This is a genomic window from Vibrio sp. J2-3(2022) (assembly GCF_021725735.1).
Classification (GTDB): domain Bacteria; phylum Pseudomonadota; class Gammaproteobacteria; order Enterobacterales; family Vibrionaceae; genus Vibrio; species Vibrio diabolicus.
The window spans coordinates 135,013-152,986 of record NZ_JAKKCK010000006.1 but is presented as its reverse complement, the minus strand read 5'-3'; the positions used below and the strand labels follow the sequence as shown (position 1 = coordinate 152,986).

Genomic DNA, 17,974 nt, shown 5'->3' with positions numbered 1-17,974 from the left:
CAGGAATGTAAACCATGCTAAACAAAATGACGCTTATCGCAGCAGCAACTCTGGCTCTTTACGGCTGTGGCGGCGGTTCATCTTCTGGCAGTGCTAATCCAAACAAAGTGCCTCAAGAAAGTTTCGACATCGCGATTCAAAACTCAATCTTCGCTCCCACGCCAAGCACACAACTAAACTACGCGTTTAGCCTGGATGGCCAACCTGAAGGCGAGATGAAACTGAGTTTCCAAGCGATGGATAACGAGCAATTGTTGGCAGCATTGGCACAAATCCCAAACAGCGAAGCAATGGTCCAGTTGGTTAATGACTTGGTGAACTACGGCGCCAAACAGTTCTACTATTCTGACGAACAGTACAACGACGATGAAGAGGGCAATACGCTTTATTTTGCAGGCTCTGATGGCGCACTTCATGAAGTCACCGACGCTTATTCCATTAACCAGCAGTTTGTTGCCATGCTGATGCACAGCAGCCCTATTTTCCGTCTCAACGGTGACGACGTAAAAGAGAAAAGCCCGAACATTGATATCGGTGAAGAGACCATATCTCTGCAAACCACTCTAACAGGCTACGCAGTTCACAACCTACTAGACAGTTTTGAAGAGCATGAGTGGGTGCAAAACCTGCCAATGACAGCATCTTGCCAAGTGGTTTGGCAGCAGCAAATCCGAGAGACTGGCGTACGTAAAACGTTCTCAATTTCAAGCAAGAAAATTGAAGCGGCGTACCTGACGGAAGAGAATACTTACAACCTAAACTGCGATGGTATGGACTCAATGGAGTTCGCCACTTCGGCAGAACGTTGGTTTAACCCGAGCTTAGGTCTGATTGAGCAAATCGAACTGCTAAAAGTACAACAAGTACAAATCAATGAAGAGAAAGTGCTGCTAACAGCAATTGAAGCAAAATAAGCCTGTACTCCACAAGTATCTCGCATCTCAATAAAAAAGGCTTTGGGGAGCACACCAAAGCCTTTATCTCGAACATCAATCTTAGGGGGTGACACCCGAGTTTATTCTTCTATCAATAAAATACGAGTTTCGTAAGGTCGTAATACTTGATGGTTAGACGCGACTGCACTCGCTGAGTTTTGATAGTTAGATAGCAAGTTTTTCGCTTTACTCATATCAAAACGTTCTGGCAGAACGCATTCCACCTCTTCAGCGTAGTAGTTATTGATACACAGCAGTGTTTGTTTGTCGTTCTGGCGAGCGTAAGCAAAAATGCGTTGATGCTCTGGCAATAAATCTTCATAACAGCCATCAGTGATCACCGAAACCTGTTTGCGTAGCTCAATCAAACGTTTGTAGAAATAGAACACCGAGTTTAAATCAGCAACCGCAGCTTCTGCGTTGATTTCAGAGTAGTTCTGCGCCACTTCGAGCCACGGTGTGCCTTCGGTAAAACCGGCGTGCTTTTGGCTGTTCCATTGCATTGGCGTACGTGAGTTATCACGCGACTTCTGCGCCAAAATCGCCATCATCTCCTCGTGTGATACACCATCGCGGTTAACCATGATGTCGTACATGTTGGTGCTTTCTACGTCGCGGTACTGGCTGATATCAGTGTAACCTGGGTTGGTCATACCAATCTCTTCACCTTGGTAAACATAAGGTGTGCCTTGCATCATGTGTACAGACGCCGCCAACATTTTGGCTGATTCGACGCGGTATTGTTTATCATCGCCTAAGCGGCTGACCACACGAGGTTGGTCGTGGTTACACCAGAACAGCGCCCCCCACCCTTTGCCATTTAAGCCCGTTTGCCAATGGTTGAAGATCTGCTTTAACTGAATGAAATCAAACGGCGCTTTGGTCCATTTTTCACCATTCGGATAATCCACTTTCAGGTGGTGGAAGTTGAACACCATGGATAGCTCTTTGCCGTCTAGCGAAGAGTATTGCTGGCAGTGCTCTAGCGTGGTGGAAGACATTTCCCCCACCGTGACGCTGCCGTACTTTTGGAACACGGCTTCGCTGATTTCTTGCAGATATTCGTGCACGCGAGGACCATCAGTATAGAAACGACGGCCATCGCCAATATCATCGCTTGGGAAATCTTGTTGTTTAGAAATCAGGTTGATGACATCAAGACGGAAACCATCCACGCCTTTGTCTGCCCAGAAACTGATGACTTCTTTGACTTCTTCGCGCACCACTGGGTTTTCCCAGTTCAAATCCGCCTGCTCTTTAGCAAAAAGGTGCAAGTAGTACTGCCCTGTCGCTTCATCCAATTCCCAAGCATTGCCTCCAAACTTCGATTGCCAGTTGTTGGGCTCTACGCCATCAACCGGATCTTTCCAGATGTAGTAATCACGGTAAGGGCTGTTTTTATCACCTAACGCAGATTGGAACCACTTGTGTTCTGTCGAAGTATGGTTGACCACGATGTCCATGATGATTCGAATGCCCAACTGATGAGCCTCTGACAACAGGGTATCGAAATCTTCCATCGTGCCGAACTCGGGGTTGACCGCGTAGTAATCGGAGATGTCATAACCGTTATCAACCATTGGAGACTGATACACTGGCGTCAGCCAAATCGCATCCACACCGAGGTGTTTTAGATAATCCAGTTTAGAAATGATCCCTTTAATATCGCCCGTGCCTTTACTGCCGCTGTCACAAAAGCTTTTTGGGTAAATTTGATAGATGGTTGCGGTTTTCCACCAGCTCTCATCATGCTTGGTCATAGCCATTTCTAACACTCACTTACCAGTAATCGGAAACTTAAAATTTGAAAAGAAAAATAGGAGGAGGCAGCCAAGTCACTGCCTCAAATTGAATTACGCGTTTGCCGCCTCAAGCTCACCTTTCGCTTGTGCACGCTTATAAAGAAGTAACGTTAATGCAGCGGGTACCACCATCGCGACCAACATCGCCAGAGCAAAGATGCCCCAGAACTGCGGCTGGATAGATAAGATGCCCGGCAAGCCGCCCACACCGATACCGTTCGCCATGACGCCCGCACTACCACAGATAGCAGCAGCACATGCACTACCGATCATCGCACTCAACATTGGGAACTTGTATTTCAAGTTGATGCCGTACATCGCCGGCTCTGTTACGCCAAGGTAGGCAGAAATCGCTGCTGGCACTGAGACTTCACGCTCATCCTGCTTTTTACTGATGATAATGATGCCAACCACTGCCGATGCTTGAGCAATGTTCGATAGTGCAATCAAAGGCCAAATCGGCGTGCCACCCAATTCTTGCATCAACTGCAAGTCAACGGCGTTGGTTGTGTGGTGGATACCTGTGATCACAAGTGGCGCGTATAAGAAGCCGAAGATGGTTGAACCAATCATCGCAAAGTCACCCGTCATGGCTGCTTTTGCTGCGAATGCTACGCCGTCACCCAACATACGACCGAATGGGCCAATGATAGAGTGCGCAAGAATCACAGACACAATGATAGAAACAAACGGTACTACTACTAGGTAAAGGTAAGACGGAATGATGCGTTTTAAGCGTGTTTCGATAAACGCCAGTGCGATACCTGCTAACATCGCGGGAATCACCTGCGCTTGGTAACCGACTTTCTCAATCGCAAACAACCCAAAGTCCCACACTTCAGGTACTTGCTTACCAATCAGGTAGGCGTTCATTAACTGCGGCGAAACCAAAGTTACACCAAGCGTGATACCCAAAATCGGTGTACCACCGAGCTTTTTCACGGTCGACCAACACACACCAACGGGTAGGAAGAAGAAAATTGCTTCACCAATTAACCATAGGAATGAATGAACAGTCGCCCAAAACTGACTGATTTCCGTTAGGGTTTGACCATCAAACATTTTGATGTCGCCAATCACATTACGGAAACCAAGAATCAAACCACCAGTAATGATCGCAGGCAACAGTGGTACAAAGATTTCTGCAAGGTGGGAAATACCACGCTCAATGATATTCATGTTTTGGCGAGCAGCATTCTTGGATTCGTCTTTGCTCGCTTCACTTTTACCGCTTAGCTCGATCAGTACTTTGTAAACCTCATCAACTTCAGTGCCGATGACGACTTGGAATTGACCTGCGTTGGTAAAGCAGCCCTTCACCATCGGTAATGCTTCTAACTGTTTTGTGTCAGCTTTGTCCGTATCGTTTAGAACAAAACGCAAGCGAGTTAAACAGTGGCTTACACTGGCAATATTGTCCGGCCCCCCGACCAGCTCAATAAGACGCTCCACGTCTTTACGCGCAATCTTACTCATAACTTTGTCCACCCTGTATTGGATACATTCGATTCATCATTTTATTTTTTATAAATGGGAACATTCCCATTTCTTGATTTTAATATTGCCACTCAAAGACAAAAAACAAAATGGGAACAGTCCCATTAATTGAGAATGATCACAGTATAATTTTAGAGCAAATCGCTGTAGTGTGGATTAGCGGCAAATAGGTTGTTGAGTGAAGTGAGCGACTTCTTCATCGCCATTTAATTGATTAATCAGCATTTTAGCGGACTTTTCACCCGCAAGGGTATAACCAGGATCGACACTAAATACTTTAGGGAAAAGGAAAGAAAGCAACTCGTTACCACCCACGCCTGTCACGACCACGTCTTCACGACCTAACTCTTGAAGACGCTTGATTACGCCCAATGCAATGGTATCGCTGGCACACACAATGGCTTGCGTGTCTGCATTGAGAACGTGGTCCACCAGCTGATAAGCACTTTCATGGCTAAGCTTACCGGTTTGGAAACAAGGCGTAAGTTGCTTGCGTTGACACCACGATTTATAAGCATTTAGACGAGCTAAGCCAGTGGTTTTGTCTTCAGGATCAACACCAATATAAGCAATGCGAGATAAAGATTGCTGCTCAAGGTGAGACAAAGCCATGTCTATCACGCCTTGGTTATCATAATTGATGGAAGAGACGTTATCGGTATCCATCGCAATCACCACAATGCGATTGCCCCACTCAGCTAAGGCTTGCTCATCGCATCCTGTAAACCCAAATACAATCACGCCATCCACATTGCGACGCTTAAGCACACTCAAGTGCTCATTGGTTTTGTCTCGGTCAAACTGACTCTCCATGATCACCGCATCATAACCAGCGGAATACAATGCATTGAGCATTGTACCAACAGCACGATTTTCGGATGGTGAGTCCAGACGGGAGATGATAACACCAATGACTTTTTGGCTACCGCCACGCATTGATTGCGCAGATTTGGACGGTACATAACCAGATTCACGAATGATTTGCTCTACTTTCTCTCGCGTTTGAGGTTTCACTTTTGGATCGTTGGTAAGCACACGGCTTACTGTTGATTTGCCAACGCCTGCCAATTTCGCGATATCAAGAATGGTGAGTTTTTTGCTCATAAGTGATCAAACTAGAATGGATGAATGCTTAGGTGACTGAACTTTAACAGTAATAAGAGAAAAGGGAAGCAAACGCTTCCCTTAAATATGCGAATTGTGCAGATTATTTCTTTAAATATGCAGGCACGTCAACAACACTATCAAGCACAACCGTTGCTAATGCTTCACCTTGCTCAGTAACAGGCTTACCTGTGCGCACCAAAATCTTGGTGCCAACGCCCGCGGCTTCTGCTGCCATCATGTCTTCGGCTTTATCACCAATCATCACAGATTTTTCCATGTCGATTTTCAAGAAGTCGCGAGCAGAGATAAACATACCAGGTTTAGGCTTGCGGCAATCACAATCCTGCTTGTAATCGCCAATGCCATGTTCAGGGTGATGTGGACAGTAGTAGATACCATCAAACTCAACACCATGATCAACAAAGTTCCAGTCCATCCATTGAGTCAGAGACAAGAAACGGTCTTCACTGAATTTACCACGTGCGATGCCCGATTGATTCGTCACTAGCACTAAGAGGTAACCTTGATCTTTCAGCGCTTTCGTCGCTTCAAACACACCATCAATGTACTCAAAATCATGTTCGTCATGAACGTAGCCGTGGTCAACGTTTATCACGCCATCACGATCGATAAAAACAGCAGGTTTTGCCAAAACGTATTTCTCTATTAACTCGGTTTAATCAGATTATTACATACCTTATAAACTTCAACACTATCTAATTCATTCTAGGCCTCGACAAAACAGTTGATTTGTTGGGCAAGAATCGGTAATTCTGAGGGGGCTCTCCACTTATCTTCTCCTCGTAACTTACTCCTCATTCTCTTCAAAACAGAACATCCATACATTTAGACGTCTAGACGTAAAAATATCTATTGACTTCATTCTGGTTAACCCATAGCATCAACTAAGAAGTGAGATAAAGCTCAACATTAAGTTCTGTCAAAGGCCGTTTTTGACAGCGAAGTTCCCCGTATCTTTGGGCAGGTTGAAACATGATAGAAATAAAAAACGTCAATAAAGTGTTCTACCAAGGCAGTAAGGAAATCCTTGCCCTGAAAGACATTAACCTACACATCGCCAAGGGCACCATCTTCGGTGTTATCGGTTCATCTGGTGCTGGTAAAAGTACGCTGATCCGCTGCGTAAACATGTTAGAAGCACCAACATCTGGCTCCATCATCGTTGATGGCATTGATTTAACAAAACTCAGCAAAAAGCAGTTGGTCGAAACGCGCCGTAACATCGGCATGATCTTTCAGCATTTTAATCTGCTCTCGTCTCGTACTGTGTTTGATAACGTGGCGCTACCACTGGAACTGGCAGGCAAAGACAAATCGCAAATCACAACAAAAGTCACTGAGTTATTAAAACTTGTTGGCTTAGCCGACAAACACGAAAGCTATCCGTCCAACCTAAGTGGCGGTCAAAAACAACGTGTGGCTATTGCTCGCGCATTGGCATCCGATCCAAGCGTACTACTGTGTGACGAAGCCACTAGCGCACTGGATCCTGCAACAACTCAATCTATCCTTGAGCTATTGAAAGAGATCAACCGCAAACTCAACATCACGATTCTACTGATCACCCACGAAATGGAAGTGGTAAAAAGTATCTGTCACGAAGTGGCGATCATCGGTGGTGGTGAGTTGGTGGAGAAAGGCACCGTTGGCGATATTTTCGCGCACCCTAAAACGGAGCTGGCGCATCAATTCATTCGCTCAACGCTAGATCTATCCATTCCTGAAGATTACCAAGCACGTCTGCAAGCAGAGCGTGTTGAAGGCAGCTACCCGTTGGTTCGCTTAGAGTTTACTGGCGCAACCGTCGATGCACCGTTAATGTCGCAAATTTCTCGTAAATACAATATTGATGTGAGTATTTTGAGCTCCGATCTTGATTACGCTGGCGGCGTGAAATTCGGCATGATGGTCGCAGAGCTATTTGGTAACGAAGAAGATGATAACGCAGCATTGGAATACCTGCGTAAGCACAACGTAAAAGTAGAGGTACTTGGTTATGTCCTTTAACACAATTTCTGAATGGCTGAGTTTAAACAGCAAACTACTTTTAGGTGCAACGTGGGAAACGCTTTACATGGTTGCGGTTGCCGGATTAGTCGGCTTTGCCGTGGGTATTCCATTAGGCGTAATCCTCCATATTACTAAGAAAGGCGGCCTACTTGAAAACACCAAACTAAATAGCAGCTTAGGCGCTGTCGTTAACATTGGTCGTTCTGTGCCATTCCTCGTCCTGATGGTTGCGATTATTCCAGTGACAAAAATGCTAGTTGGAACCTTTATCGGTACAACCGCAGCAATCGTCCCACTGACTATTGGTGCCATTCCGTTTGTTGCCCGTCTTATTGAAGGTGCTTTGTTAGAGGTACCAACAGGCTTGGTGGAAGCGGCACAATCAATGGGGGCGACACCAACACAGATCATCACAAAAGTTCTACTACCTGAAGCAATGCCGACTATTGTTAACTCAGTAACGATCACCTTAGTCACTCTCGTTAGCTACTCGGCCATGGCGGGTACGGTAGGCGGCGGCGGCCTCGGCGACGTAGCCATCCGTTACGGTTTCCACCGCTACGATGTAACTATCATGGCTGTGACTGTCGTGATGCTGATTGTTCTAGTACAGATTATTCAGTCTATCGGTGACGCAGTGGTGCGCCGTGTAGACCACAGATAAGCATTGAAAATACAAATTATAAGGAGATAAAGATGAAATTTAGCCTTAAAGGTCTTTTGACTGTAGCAACGGCCGCTTCTGCTCTTGTTCTAGCGGGTTGTGGCGACAAAGAAGTAGACGTAAATAAAGTAAAAGTTGGCGTTATTGCTGGTGCTGAAGCACAAGTTGCCGAAGTTGCAGCTAAAGTAGCAAAAGAAAAGTACAACCTAGACGTTGAATTAGTAACATTTACCGATTACGTAACCCCAAACGCCGCTCTGGATGATGGTTCAGTAGACGCGAATGCGTTCCAACATAAACCATACCTAGACCAACAAGTGAAAGACCGCGGCTACAAACTGGCTATCGCGGGTAACTCATTCGTTTACCCTATTGCTGGTTACTCTAAGCAAGTGAAGTCAATCGATGAAATCCAAGATGGCGCACGCATCGCAGTTCCAAACGATCCAACAAACCTAGGTCGCTCACTACTGCTTCTTGAGCAACAAGGTTTGATTACGCTACGTGATGGCGTTGGTCTACTCGCTACAGTACGTGACATCGTAGGCAACCCTAAAAATATCGAAATCATTGAGTTAGAAGCGCCACAACTTCCACGTTCATTGGATGACGTAACGCTATCTATCATCAACACCACTTACGCAAGCTCTATCGACCTATCGCCAGAGCGTGACGGCGTGTTCGTTGAAGATAAAGACTCACCATACGTAAACCTAATTGTTGCTCGCGAAGAAAATGTTAATGCGCAAAACGTACAAAACTTCGTAAAAGCTTATCAAACGGAAGAAGTTTACGAAGCAGCAAAAGAGCTATTCAAAGGCGGCGTAGTGAAAGGTTGGTAATCCCACTTTTCTAAACCGTACTGAAAATATAGTCTGAACATAAAAGGGCTGATGTGAAAACATCAGCCCTTTTATTTCTCTATCTAACCATTTAAGTAACCTCAATTAGTTACTTAAGGTGGTCCCAAGAGATATTCGACACGATTCGGCAGTCATCACACTTAAAGTGAAATATGTCATGTAGTGGCTCATCGAGTAGCCACTCTCCACCGCATTTTGGGCACTTGCGCGCTTTCTCACTCTCCAGCGACTGACCACCGACACGATACTGGTAATAGTACGTAGGAATCTTCGTGATGTATTCGATACGACCTCGCAAATCCCAACCGCGGCGGAACAACACGCTGTCTACATCGCAAATCTCGTGCAGCGCCGCATGCTCTGCACGGCACCCGCCAGCCATTTGGATTTCATCGCACGCTTGCCATTCTGTCTGCCATTTGATGACGGCTTTATGGTCACCATTTAGCGTCGGCTCATTGCGATACAAAGGAATCGGCAACAACGTTTCCCCACTGCGCAATGGCGAACATGTATGAACATAAGTCGTGTACAACACTTGCCAGCTAGGTGTCTCTTCTTCGGCCGCTTGTTCTGAATTTAAATCACGGCCAAGCATACGCATTTTCGGTGCAAGCAAGGACGCGTCTGACAAACGGTTCATGCACACTTTGACAAAATCTGAGTGATAACGTGGATGCAAACTGTCTTGCTCTGGGCAAACGACACGAACATAAAACTCGCCATCTCCCATCACTATCGGGAATTCACGGCCTAGTACTTGGCCGTTGTAACGCAACGCATCCATCAAGCCATTAATGGCTTTGTCTACCGCGCTGACGGTGGTGTTATCAAAACACTCAAACTGCAACTCAACAACGTACATATTTAGACAGCGGCCTCTAACTTGCTCAAGAACTCAGCCAATGAATCCGCCAGCACATCGCGTTTAGACGTACCTAAACGCTCTAAAATCACATTACCAGTGAGGTTACAAATCGAGATCACATCCATTTCCTCATCTGTCGCCGCGATAAATACCGTTGGTTTAAGTTTCAGGCGACGTTGCGTCACCAAATGACCAAGAATATTTTCTTGTAGGCGCACAAAATCATCATCGCTCCACACTTGCAGCAGCGTCAACGAATTACGTTGCCAAGTTGCCTCCATATCGGCGCTGTATTGAGAACCATAAAAGGCTTTTACATCATCTTGCAGTGACAACTCAATGGCGTTTTCCACATTAGTGAAATCGGCCATTTCATCACGTGCGACCGCTTTCCAAAGCACCTTTCCATCACGCTTCTCTTCGACACAAGGAGAAACAAGATCTGCAAGCTCTTCACTGCTTGGCAACTCATTATATTTAGCTTGCCAAGCTTGTTGGTAGCGCAGGCTGAACTCTTGTAGCGCCTGAGTAACGTTTTGGGTCATGAAGGTCTCCTCATTCCTTATTTATCAGATAGCCGTGTTTGCCGGATGGCAATTGACCAGCGGATTCAGTAAAATTCTCGCCATTCTAATCGAAAACGACCACAAAGTATGAGCAAATATTCTGACGCTAAAGAGCTTGCTGGCCTAACACTAGGTAAAAAGACCGAGTATGCGAACCAATACGACCCAAGCTTGCTGCAACCAGTTCCTCGTAGCCTAAACCGAGATGACCTTCAGTTAGGCGACAGCCTTCCTTTTATGGGCCACGACATTTGGACGCTGTACGAGCTCTCTTGGTTAAATAGTAAAGGCTTACCACAAGTGGCCGTTGGCGAAGTATACATTCCAGCCACCAGTGCAAACTTGATTGAGTCGAAGTCTTTCAAACTGTACTTAAACAGCTACAACCAAACCCGCTTTGCAAGCTGGGAAGAAGTTGAAGAGCGTTTAACGCAAGACCTATCTGAATGTGCCGGTGAAAAGGTGTTGGTCGAGGTGAACCCGGTTACTCACTACACCAATCAGCCTATTGTGACAATGGAAGGCGAATGCATTGATGACCAAGACATTGACATCACCAGTTACGATTTTGATGCCGATTTGCTTGAAGGCGCAGCAGGTGAAGAGCAAGTGGAAGAAATCCTACATAGCCACCTATTGAAGTCAAACTGTTTGATCACCAATCAACCCGACTGGGGCAGTGTAGAAATTCGCTACCAAGGTGCGAAAATAGATCGCGAGAAACTGCTGCGTTACTTGGTATCTTTCCGCGAGCACAACGAATTTCACGAACAATGTGTTGAGCGTATTTTTACGGATCTAATGAAATACTGCCAACCAAGCAAACTGACCGTATTCGCCCGCTACACGCGCCGTGGTGGCTTGGACATCAACCCGTACCGCTCAACGGAACAAGACAAGCCAGATCACAACCACCGCATGGCTCGTCAGTAATCGCGTTAGTGACAGAAATAAGTTCGGTAATCTAAAGGGTTACCGGACGTTTTTGTTGTCCAAGCATGTTACTATATCAAATGGCTTCAACCTGCATTTAAGAGGCTTGTTGAGGTCTTTACCGTTATCCGCCATATCTAAAAACAGTTCGAGGGAACGAAAGGATGTTTTGGGACAGTTCGCGTCTATTCAAGTTGATTGGCTTTCTTTGCTTGCTGTTTGTACAGCCGCTTCACGCGACCATTTTATCGTCCGCGTTACTCAACGAAGCACAACAATTGGCGGAAATAGAGCCATCACAAGCAAAACAAGCGGCAACCAACTACTTGTCACAACGTGAGCTAACGGAACGCAAAGAGAGTGACAGCCCTTCTGCGATGTCTCGTGACGAGACCGATCGTAGCGTTCGCACACCAAGCAGCACCATCGAAGCACACAAGATTATCGCTCAGGCAGACTACGCCATGGGTAACGTTCGTTCGGCTATCGAACACCTAAACAAAGCCGAGCGCTTAGCGCAAGAATATCAATTGCCTTACATGGACTTAGATCTCCAGCTGATGCGCAACCAAATGATTTGGATGTACGACAAAAACTACTCAAAAGCGGAAGACACGCTTAACCAAATTGAGCAGCAACTCGATGAAGCTGATGCGGTATTGCAACGTACCGACAGCGTTCGCTATCGATTAGTGATGCAAAGAGCGCTCCTCGCTTCACATAGTGGCGATCTGATTAAAGCGGAAAGTTTGTATTCTCAAGCCAAAACTATGCTTGAAGACAGCCGATCTGACTTAGCCTTGATCGACTATTACACAGCCGTCGGCGAGTTTTATCTGAATAGCAAGAAATACAATTTGGCTTTGTCGGAACTGCTTTATGGTTATTGGCAATCTATTGAGAGTGACAGTGGCGCAAGGTTAGCAAAAGTTAATCGCCTGTTGGCAAGACTCTTCCAAGAGCGCCGAGTTTACGACAAAGCGATCGAATACTTATCTCAAGCCGCAGACTTCTATGACTCCTACCCTAGCTCTCCCATCCTAGCGGATGTCCTTGAGCAAATGGGTGACATTTATTTTTACCAAGGCAAGTTTAACCTTGCCTTAGTGCACTACTTCAACGTGCTGGACCATGAAAGCACCAGTAAGAACATTAATCGGATCATTAAGATTCGCTTAAGCTTGGCGGCTACCTATCTGCAACTCTATAACTACGCGCTAGCTGAACAATACCTAGACCGTTCTAAAGAGCTTTTAGAATACACTGACATTCCTAAGCTTGAAGCAAAGGCAGCGTTGCTTCAGTCAGGTTTGGCTTATCATCAAAACGACAGTAAAAACGTCATTACCAATGCAAAGCTGGCGTTAGCACTTGCTGAAAAGTCACCTGAAAATAACAACTTCATTAAGCAGCAGTCTTACCGCTTACTCGGGCTTGGTTACGAACAGGCAGGCGAATACCAACTTTCTCTGCAGGCTTATAAGAAATACACCAACCTTGTGCGTTTAGAGCAAAAGCAGCTCAACCAAATCAGTGAGGATGCATTCCGCCAACAAAAAGAGTTTGCTGAACAAACCATCCACTATATCGGCCAATCGGAACGCCTTGAGCAAGTGGAAAGGGAACACCGCAAATTCCAGAAAATCTCATTCGCATTGTTTATTACTGTGTTGGTGATGTTTTTGTTCATTATGCGCCGCGGCGTGATCATGCAGCGCCAAGCAAGTGAAATCGAAAAACTGCGTAATGATCTCTTCACTCACTCTCGTTCCCGTTTACGTAACTTGCGTATGCTGAACGTGAAGCTGTCTCGCTCATTGAAAAAGTCGAGCGAAACTTTCGAGCAATGGCAAATGGGCGAATTGATCCACGAGCCACTTAACGATCGCCTGCGCTTTGTCATGATCGACTTGCCATTCCTACGAAGCATGTACGTCCACAACGGTTATAAAGCAGGCCTGGAGCTGGAGCGCGCATTTGGTGACTTCCTAGCGGAAAAGATAGAAAAACCGTCGCGTCTTTACCATTTCTCAGATGCAAACCTACTCTATATCGAGCCGAACGCTGACCGTGATGCTTCTGCCGAAGTCATGTTCGAGAAATTCCAGACTTGGGTGGATGAGTTCGCTCAGCAGCACAACGTCAACCGCATTATTCGCATGGGTATCAGCGATTATCCGTTCTTACCACGAGCCTACACTGCAATTAACGACGAGGAATTACTCGATCTGTTGCTGCTTGCGACTCACATTGCGCGAGAAGTCAGCTTGAAGGATAAGCAAAGCCACTGGGTTTTCTTGAAAGCCATCGATAACGCACCCGCCGCGAGCTTTGCAACGGGTAACATAAGAACCGCCTGTCAGCATGCCATTAGCCAAGGCCTGATTAAGATCCATTCGTCCTACAAGAATGAGGACGACATCAAGAAAATATTAAAAAATGGATAATTAAACGCCTGTTAGACATAATAACTAATGACGCTATAACGTTTTTTGTTATTATCGGATAATTGTCAGTAGTACATGGACTTAACCGTAGTCACTTCATGGGAATCTTGGAATCCGATATTCAGTCGCAGCTTCATCAGCTGAGTTGTCAACTTGACCAACTCAGACTGACACATCGTGATACTTCACTCAAATTCAAACGTGAACAACAAGTTCTTAAACGCGTTGTGGCATCATTGTCTTCAGCTTGCCAGGGTTCGAATACCCAGGTATCCAATTACCTGTTTGAAATCCAACAAGAGCTGCAACATCAAAAAGATATCAGTACTCTTATCCCACGTTTAGCGGTATTAGAGAGAATGCTCAAACAGCAGTCGAAGACGATGGACAAACAGAACGGCTACTTAGACGAACAAATCAAACACAGTGGTGAAACACTCCAACGTGTCACAGGTTTACCTGCGCAGTTAAAACGTGAACTACGGAACTTAATGAGTTTCTCAGAAGCTCATGCCAGCAATAAAGCCGATCAAGCCACTAAGCTACTGAGCATTTACGAACGCGCTCTGAAAATCATCACTTCCAACTCGCGTTTGCATCTCAGTGAGTTTGAGAATAATCCTGATAAGTCTCAACTTGAGTGCTTAGCCAGCGATCTACAACATACCATCACCGAGCTGGATTTTGAGGGAGAAACGGGAGATCGATTGCTCGATATTCGGGCTAAGCTGCTTCTTGGCGTGAGTGCAGAATCTCTCATTGAGCTTACGCTCTCAACGCTGAAATTGGTTGTCGAAGCAACAAAGTTCGAGCGCGAAGCGTCTAGCCAATTCCTTGATCAGCTGAACACTTCTCTCGCAAATAACCTAAAAACAGTTCATCAGAACGTCGACCAACATCATACCTACTTTGAGCACCGCCAAGAGCTCAACAAAGAAATGAACAGTCTGGTTGAATTGAGTCAACTATCGCTCGACCAAGCTCAAGATCTAGCCGATGTAAAAAAAGAAATCGCCCCGTTACTTGCGAAAATGGCGTCGCTGACAGAGCGACTTAAAATGACGGAAGAACGAGAACAAGCGCTGCAAGAGCGTTTGAATTACAGTAAGAACCAGCTCGAAGCCGTGTTTGAAACCACCCAAGATCATCGTCGACGCTTAGATGACCAAGCTCAACGCATGTTGCTCGACCCTCTGACTAAAGTCTATAACCGCACCGCATTTAATGATCGACTAGAGCTAGAGTATCGCCGTTGGATTCGCTCTCAACAGAACCTGCGTGTAGTGTTGTTTGACGTTGATAACTTCAAAGCGGTGAATGACAGCTATGGCTATACGGCTGGTGATAAAGCGTTGAAGATCATCGCTCGCACCATTAATAAACGCGTATCAGAAACTGAAACGGTAGCTCGCTTTGGTGGCGAAGAGTTTATTTTACTCGTTCCAGAACAATCTGAAGAATACACACTGGATCTCATTAAACATATCCAGCGTGATATTAGCCAATTACCATTTAAGTTCCGTGAGCAAAATATCATGATCACCCTAGCGGCTGTGTCGACCTCTTTTAAAGAGTCCGATACGCCAGAGTATGTACTCGATCGACTCGGCAAGATGCTTGCGGACGCTAAAAAACGTGGAACAAATCAGCTTAACTGGAGCTAGACTTCGTACAAAAATCGAACAAACAAACCAGAATTGGCGCAATTTACGCTTTATAACCACCCATTTTCAACGAGTTATCACATTTCTTCCCTTTCAGTCTGCTAAGCTGTAAAAACCCAAGTCACTTCAAGATGATGCATTTACAGAACGCGAATGTACCATCTTGAGGTTGCTTGGGAGTCAATAACCATAAAACCAAATCGGCCAACTGCCTTTCATCAAACCATACGTATAACCCAAAAAGGTGAGTTGGTACTTTCCCTCAAAATAATGCAACACAAGGAGGCGTTATGATTACCCATATAAGCCCCGCTGGTAGCATGGACTTGCTATCTCAATTAGAAGTAGAGCGCTTAAAAAACACGGCCTCGAGTGAACTTTATCAACTGTACCGCAACTGCACGTTAGCGGTGTTGAACTCCGGCAGTCATACCGATAACTCGAAAGAGCTGCTCGATAAACACCAGTCGTTTGATGTCAACGTAGTGCGCCGCGAGCGTGGTATTAAGCTTGAGCTGACTAACCCACCTGAACACGCCTTTGTCGATGGCGAGATAATTAAAGGTATCCAAGAGCATCTGTTCTCCGTGTTACGCGATATCGTTTATGTCAATATGCATTTAGCAGACGCACAACGACTCAACCTGACGAACCCAATTCACATCACTAACCTCGTGTTCGGTATTCTGCGTAATGCCAGAGCACTCACACCAGGTATCGAGCCAAACCTCGTCGTGTGTTGGGGTGGTCACTCTATCAATGGCGTGGAATATCAATACACACGTGAAGTCGGTAACGAGCTTGGCTTGCGTGAACTTAATATCTGCACGGGTTGTGGCCCTGGTGCGATGGAAGGGCCAATGAAAGGTGCCGCTATCGGACATGCGAAGCAGCGTTATACTCAGCAACGTTATCTTGGTTTAACCGAACCTTCGATTATTGCAGCCGAGCCACCAAACCCAATCGTGAATGAGCTGGTTATCATGCCAGACATCGAAAAGCGTTTGGAAGCCTTTGTACGTATGGCGCATGGCATTGTGATTTTCCCTGGTGGTCCGGGTACTGCAGAAGAGTTGCTGTATATTCTTGGCATTATGATGCACCCAGACAACGCCGATCAACCAATGCCTATCGTGTTAACAGGACCAAAAGAGAGTGAAGAGTACTTCCGCTCTATCGACGAGTTTGTTCGCGATACACTTGGCGAAGAAGGTCAAAAGCATTACGAGATCGTCATTGACGATCCGGCAGAAGTGGCACGTATCATGAAGCGCTCAATGGACTCTGTACGCCTTCACCGAAAAGAAAAAGGCGACGCTTATAGCTTTAACTGGTCATTAAAAATCGAGCCTAACTTCCAGTTACCATTCGATCCAACTCATGAGTCGATGGAGCAATTGGATTTAAGCTTAGATCAAGAACCTCAAGTCTTAGCGGCCAACCTGCGCCAAGCCTTCTCCGGTATCGTTGCTGGTAACGTCAAAGCCGAAGGCATTCGAGAAATCGAACGTCGAGGCCCTTTCACCATTCACGGTGATCCTGTGCTAATGAAAAAGCTCGATAAGTTACTACAAGACTTTGTCGAACAACACCGAATGAAATTACCTGGCGGTTCAGACTACGAACCGTGTTATCGCATCGCTCACCCAGAAATTGGTGGTCGATAGTCAGGCTAGCATTCGTTACACTAGGGGCATTACGCCCCTTTTTTATTGCTAAGTCATTATGTCTATTCACCTTGTTATTATTGATGCCCTAAATCTGATCCGCCGTGTGCACTCTGCACAACCGGATCCAACCGACATAGCAAGAACCATCACCACGACACAAAGAACCCTCACTCGCATTCTGTCAGAAGCCAACCCGACACACATCATCGCGGTTTTCGATCACCATGAACAAGACAGAGGATGGCGAGCCGAGATTCTCCCAGACTATAAGCAAAACCGAAAACCAATGCCGGAACCACTGATGCAAGGTCTAGATGCGATTCAGCAAGCATGGTGGGAACAAGGTATTGATTCATTGCTTTCTGAAGGCGATGAAGCGGACGACTTGGTTGCGACTCTCGCGACGAAAGTGGCCAGTCATGGTGAAAAAGTCACCATCGTTTCTACGGATAAAGGCTACTGTCAGCTGCTTTCTCCTACCCTACAGATCCGTGATTACTTCCAACATCGTTGGTTAGATGAACCGTTTATCGAAAAAGAGTTCGGCGTAAAACCGAGCCAACTGGCCGATTATTGGGGGTTAACGGGGATCAGCTCTAGTCAAGTGCCAGGGGTTCCGGGCATTGGACCGAAAGCGGCGAAAGAGATTCTTACTCAGTTTGAGAATATTGAAGCAGCCTACGCCAGTGAAGACCTCGCACCGAAATACCGTAAAAAATTAGACGAGCACATTGAGTCTGCACGCTTATGTAAACGCGTCGCGGCTTTAAAGTGCGACATTGAACTCGGCTTTAACTTACAGGACATTCGCTTTACAGGACCAAATAAGGCGGAATAGTGTCTGATGATGGTTTCAAACCATAAAGCTCTCAGACAATAAAAAAGCGCCATTTGAAGGCGCTTTTTCTATTCTCGGGACTATCCCCA

15 protein-coding genes are annotated in these 17,974 nt (G+C 45.9%); 9 read left to right on the top strand and 6 right to left on the bottom strand.

The annotated features are described in order from the left end of the window. Nucleotides 1-14 precede the first annotated feature (14 nt). On the top strand, nucleotides 15-914 hold the full coding sequence (locus tag L3V27_RS19795; RefSeq protein WP_006743213.1) for a hypothetical protein: 900 nt from the start codon (nucleotides 15-17) through the stop codon (nucleotides 912-914). 101 nt (nucleotides 915-1,015) lie between these two features. Here L3V27_RS19795 and treC read toward each other — a convergent pair whose 3' ends face one another. From treC to gmhB, 4 genes are all read right to left on the bottom strand, one after another. Further along, nucleotides 1,016-2,701, bottom strand: coding sequence for an alpha,alpha-phosphotrehalase (gene treC, locus L3V27_RS19790; protein ID WP_237312590.1), 1,686 nt, complete (start codon nucleotides 2,699-2,701; stop codon nucleotides 1,016-1,018). A gap of 87 nt (nucleotides 2,702-2,788) precedes the next feature. Beyond that, nucleotides 2,789-4,213 carry a PTS trehalose transporter subunit IIBC gene (treB, locus tag L3V27_RS19785; protein WP_237312588.1) on the bottom strand — a complete coding sequence of 475 codons (1,425 nt, stop codon included), beginning with the start codon at nucleotides 4,211-4,213 and terminating at the stop codon, nucleotides 2,789-2,791. A gap of 177 nt (nucleotides 4,214-4,390) precedes the next feature. Beyond that, a complete protein-coding gene (gene treR, locus L3V27_RS19780) occupies nucleotides 4,391-5,338 on the bottom strand; it encodes a trehalose operon repressor TreR (RefSeq protein WP_237312587.1) in 948 nt (315 codons plus the stop codon). Between the two features lie 103 nt (nucleotides 5,339-5,441). Then, nucleotides 5,442-5,993 carry a D-glycero-beta-D-manno-heptose 1,7-bisphosphate 7-phosphatase gene (gene gmhB / locus L3V27_RS19775; RefSeq protein ID WP_237312585.1) on the bottom strand — a complete coding sequence of 184 codons (552 nt, stop codon included), beginning with the start codon at nucleotides 5,991-5,993 and terminating at the stop codon, nucleotides 5,442-5,444. A 341-nt stretch (nucleotides 5,994-6,334) separates the two neighbouring features. Between gmhB and metN the strand changes: the two genes are divergently transcribed. Genes metN through L3V27_RS19760 form a run of 3 tightly spaced genes read left to right on the top strand, consistent with a single transcriptional unit; the run spans nucleotide 6,335 to nucleotide 8,878 of the window. Beyond that, on the top strand, nucleotides 6,335-7,369 hold the full coding sequence (gene metN, locus L3V27_RS19770; protein WP_047010146.1) for a methionine ABC transporter ATP-binding protein MetN: 1,035 nt from the start codon (nucleotides 6,335-6,337) through the stop codon (nucleotides 7,367-7,369). Then, nucleotides 7,359-8,036 (top strand): methionine ABC transporter permease, encoded by a 678-nt coding sequence (locus tag L3V27_RS19765; protein WP_005391355.1) that lies wholly within the window; start codon nucleotides 7,359-7,361, stop codon nucleotides 8,034-8,036. The genes metN and L3V27_RS19765 overlap by 11 nt, the downstream gene beginning before the upstream one ends. 32 nt (nucleotides 8,037-8,068) lie before the next feature. Further along, complete coding sequence (locus L3V27_RS19760; RefSeq protein WP_005391357.1) at nucleotides 8,069-8,878, top strand: MetQ/NlpA family lipoprotein; 810 nt, start codon at nucleotides 8,069-8,071, stop codon at nucleotides 8,876-8,878. A gap of 109 nt (nucleotides 8,879-8,987) precedes the next feature. Here the strand turns inward: L3V27_RS19760 and L3V27_RS19755 are convergent, their stop codons facing one another. Next, nucleotides 8,988-9,764, bottom strand: coding sequence for a Zn-ribbon-containing protein (locus tag L3V27_RS19755; RefSeq protein WP_053808746.1), 777 nt, complete (start codon nucleotides 9,762-9,764; stop codon nucleotides 8,988-8,990). Nucleotides 9,765-9,766: 2 nt separating this feature from the next. Beyond that, complete coding sequence (gene syd, locus L3V27_RS19750; protein ID WP_237312583.1) at nucleotides 9,767-10,312, bottom strand: SecY-interacting protein; 546 nt, start codon at nucleotides 10,310-10,312, stop codon at nucleotides 9,767-9,769. A 108-nt stretch (nucleotides 10,313-10,420) separates the two neighbouring features. Here syd and queF point away from each other — a divergent pair, with 108 nt between their 5' ends. The 5 genes from queF to xni all read left to right on the top strand — a co-directional run bounded on the left by queF (nucleotide 10,421) and on the right by xni (nucleotide 17,885). Next, entirely contained in the window at nucleotides 10,421-11,266 is an 846-nt protein-coding gene (queF, locus tag L3V27_RS19745) for an NADPH-dependent 7-cyano-7-deazaguanine reductase QueF (protein ID WP_005391365.1), read from the top strand. Nucleotides 11,267-11,430: 164 nt separating this feature from the next. Then, on the top strand, nucleotides 11,431-13,713 hold the full coding sequence (locus L3V27_RS19740) for a hypothetical protein (protein WP_005391368.1): 2,283 nt from the start codon (nucleotides 11,431-11,433) through the stop codon (nucleotides 13,711-13,713). A 98-nt stretch (nucleotides 13,714-13,811) separates the two neighbouring features. Then, the gene (locus L3V27_RS19735) at nucleotides 13,812-15,377 is read left to right on the top strand and encodes a GGDEF domain-containing protein (protein ID WP_237312581.1); all 1,566 of its coding nucleotides are present in this window, start codon (nucleotides 13,812-13,814) and stop codon (nucleotides 15,375-15,377) included. 290 nt (nucleotides 15,378-15,667) lie between these two features. Beyond that, entirely contained in the window at nucleotides 15,668-17,044 is a 1,377-nt protein-coding gene (gene ppnN, locus L3V27_RS19730; protein WP_005391372.1) for a nucleotide 5'-monophosphate nucleosidase PpnN, read from the top strand. Between the two features lie 58 nt (nucleotides 17,045-17,102). Continuing rightward, entirely contained in the window at nucleotides 17,103-17,885 is a 783-nt protein-coding gene (xni, locus tag L3V27_RS19725) for a flap endonuclease Xni (RefSeq protein ID WP_005391374.1), read from the top strand. Nucleotides 17,886-17,974: the final 89 nt, after the last annotated feature.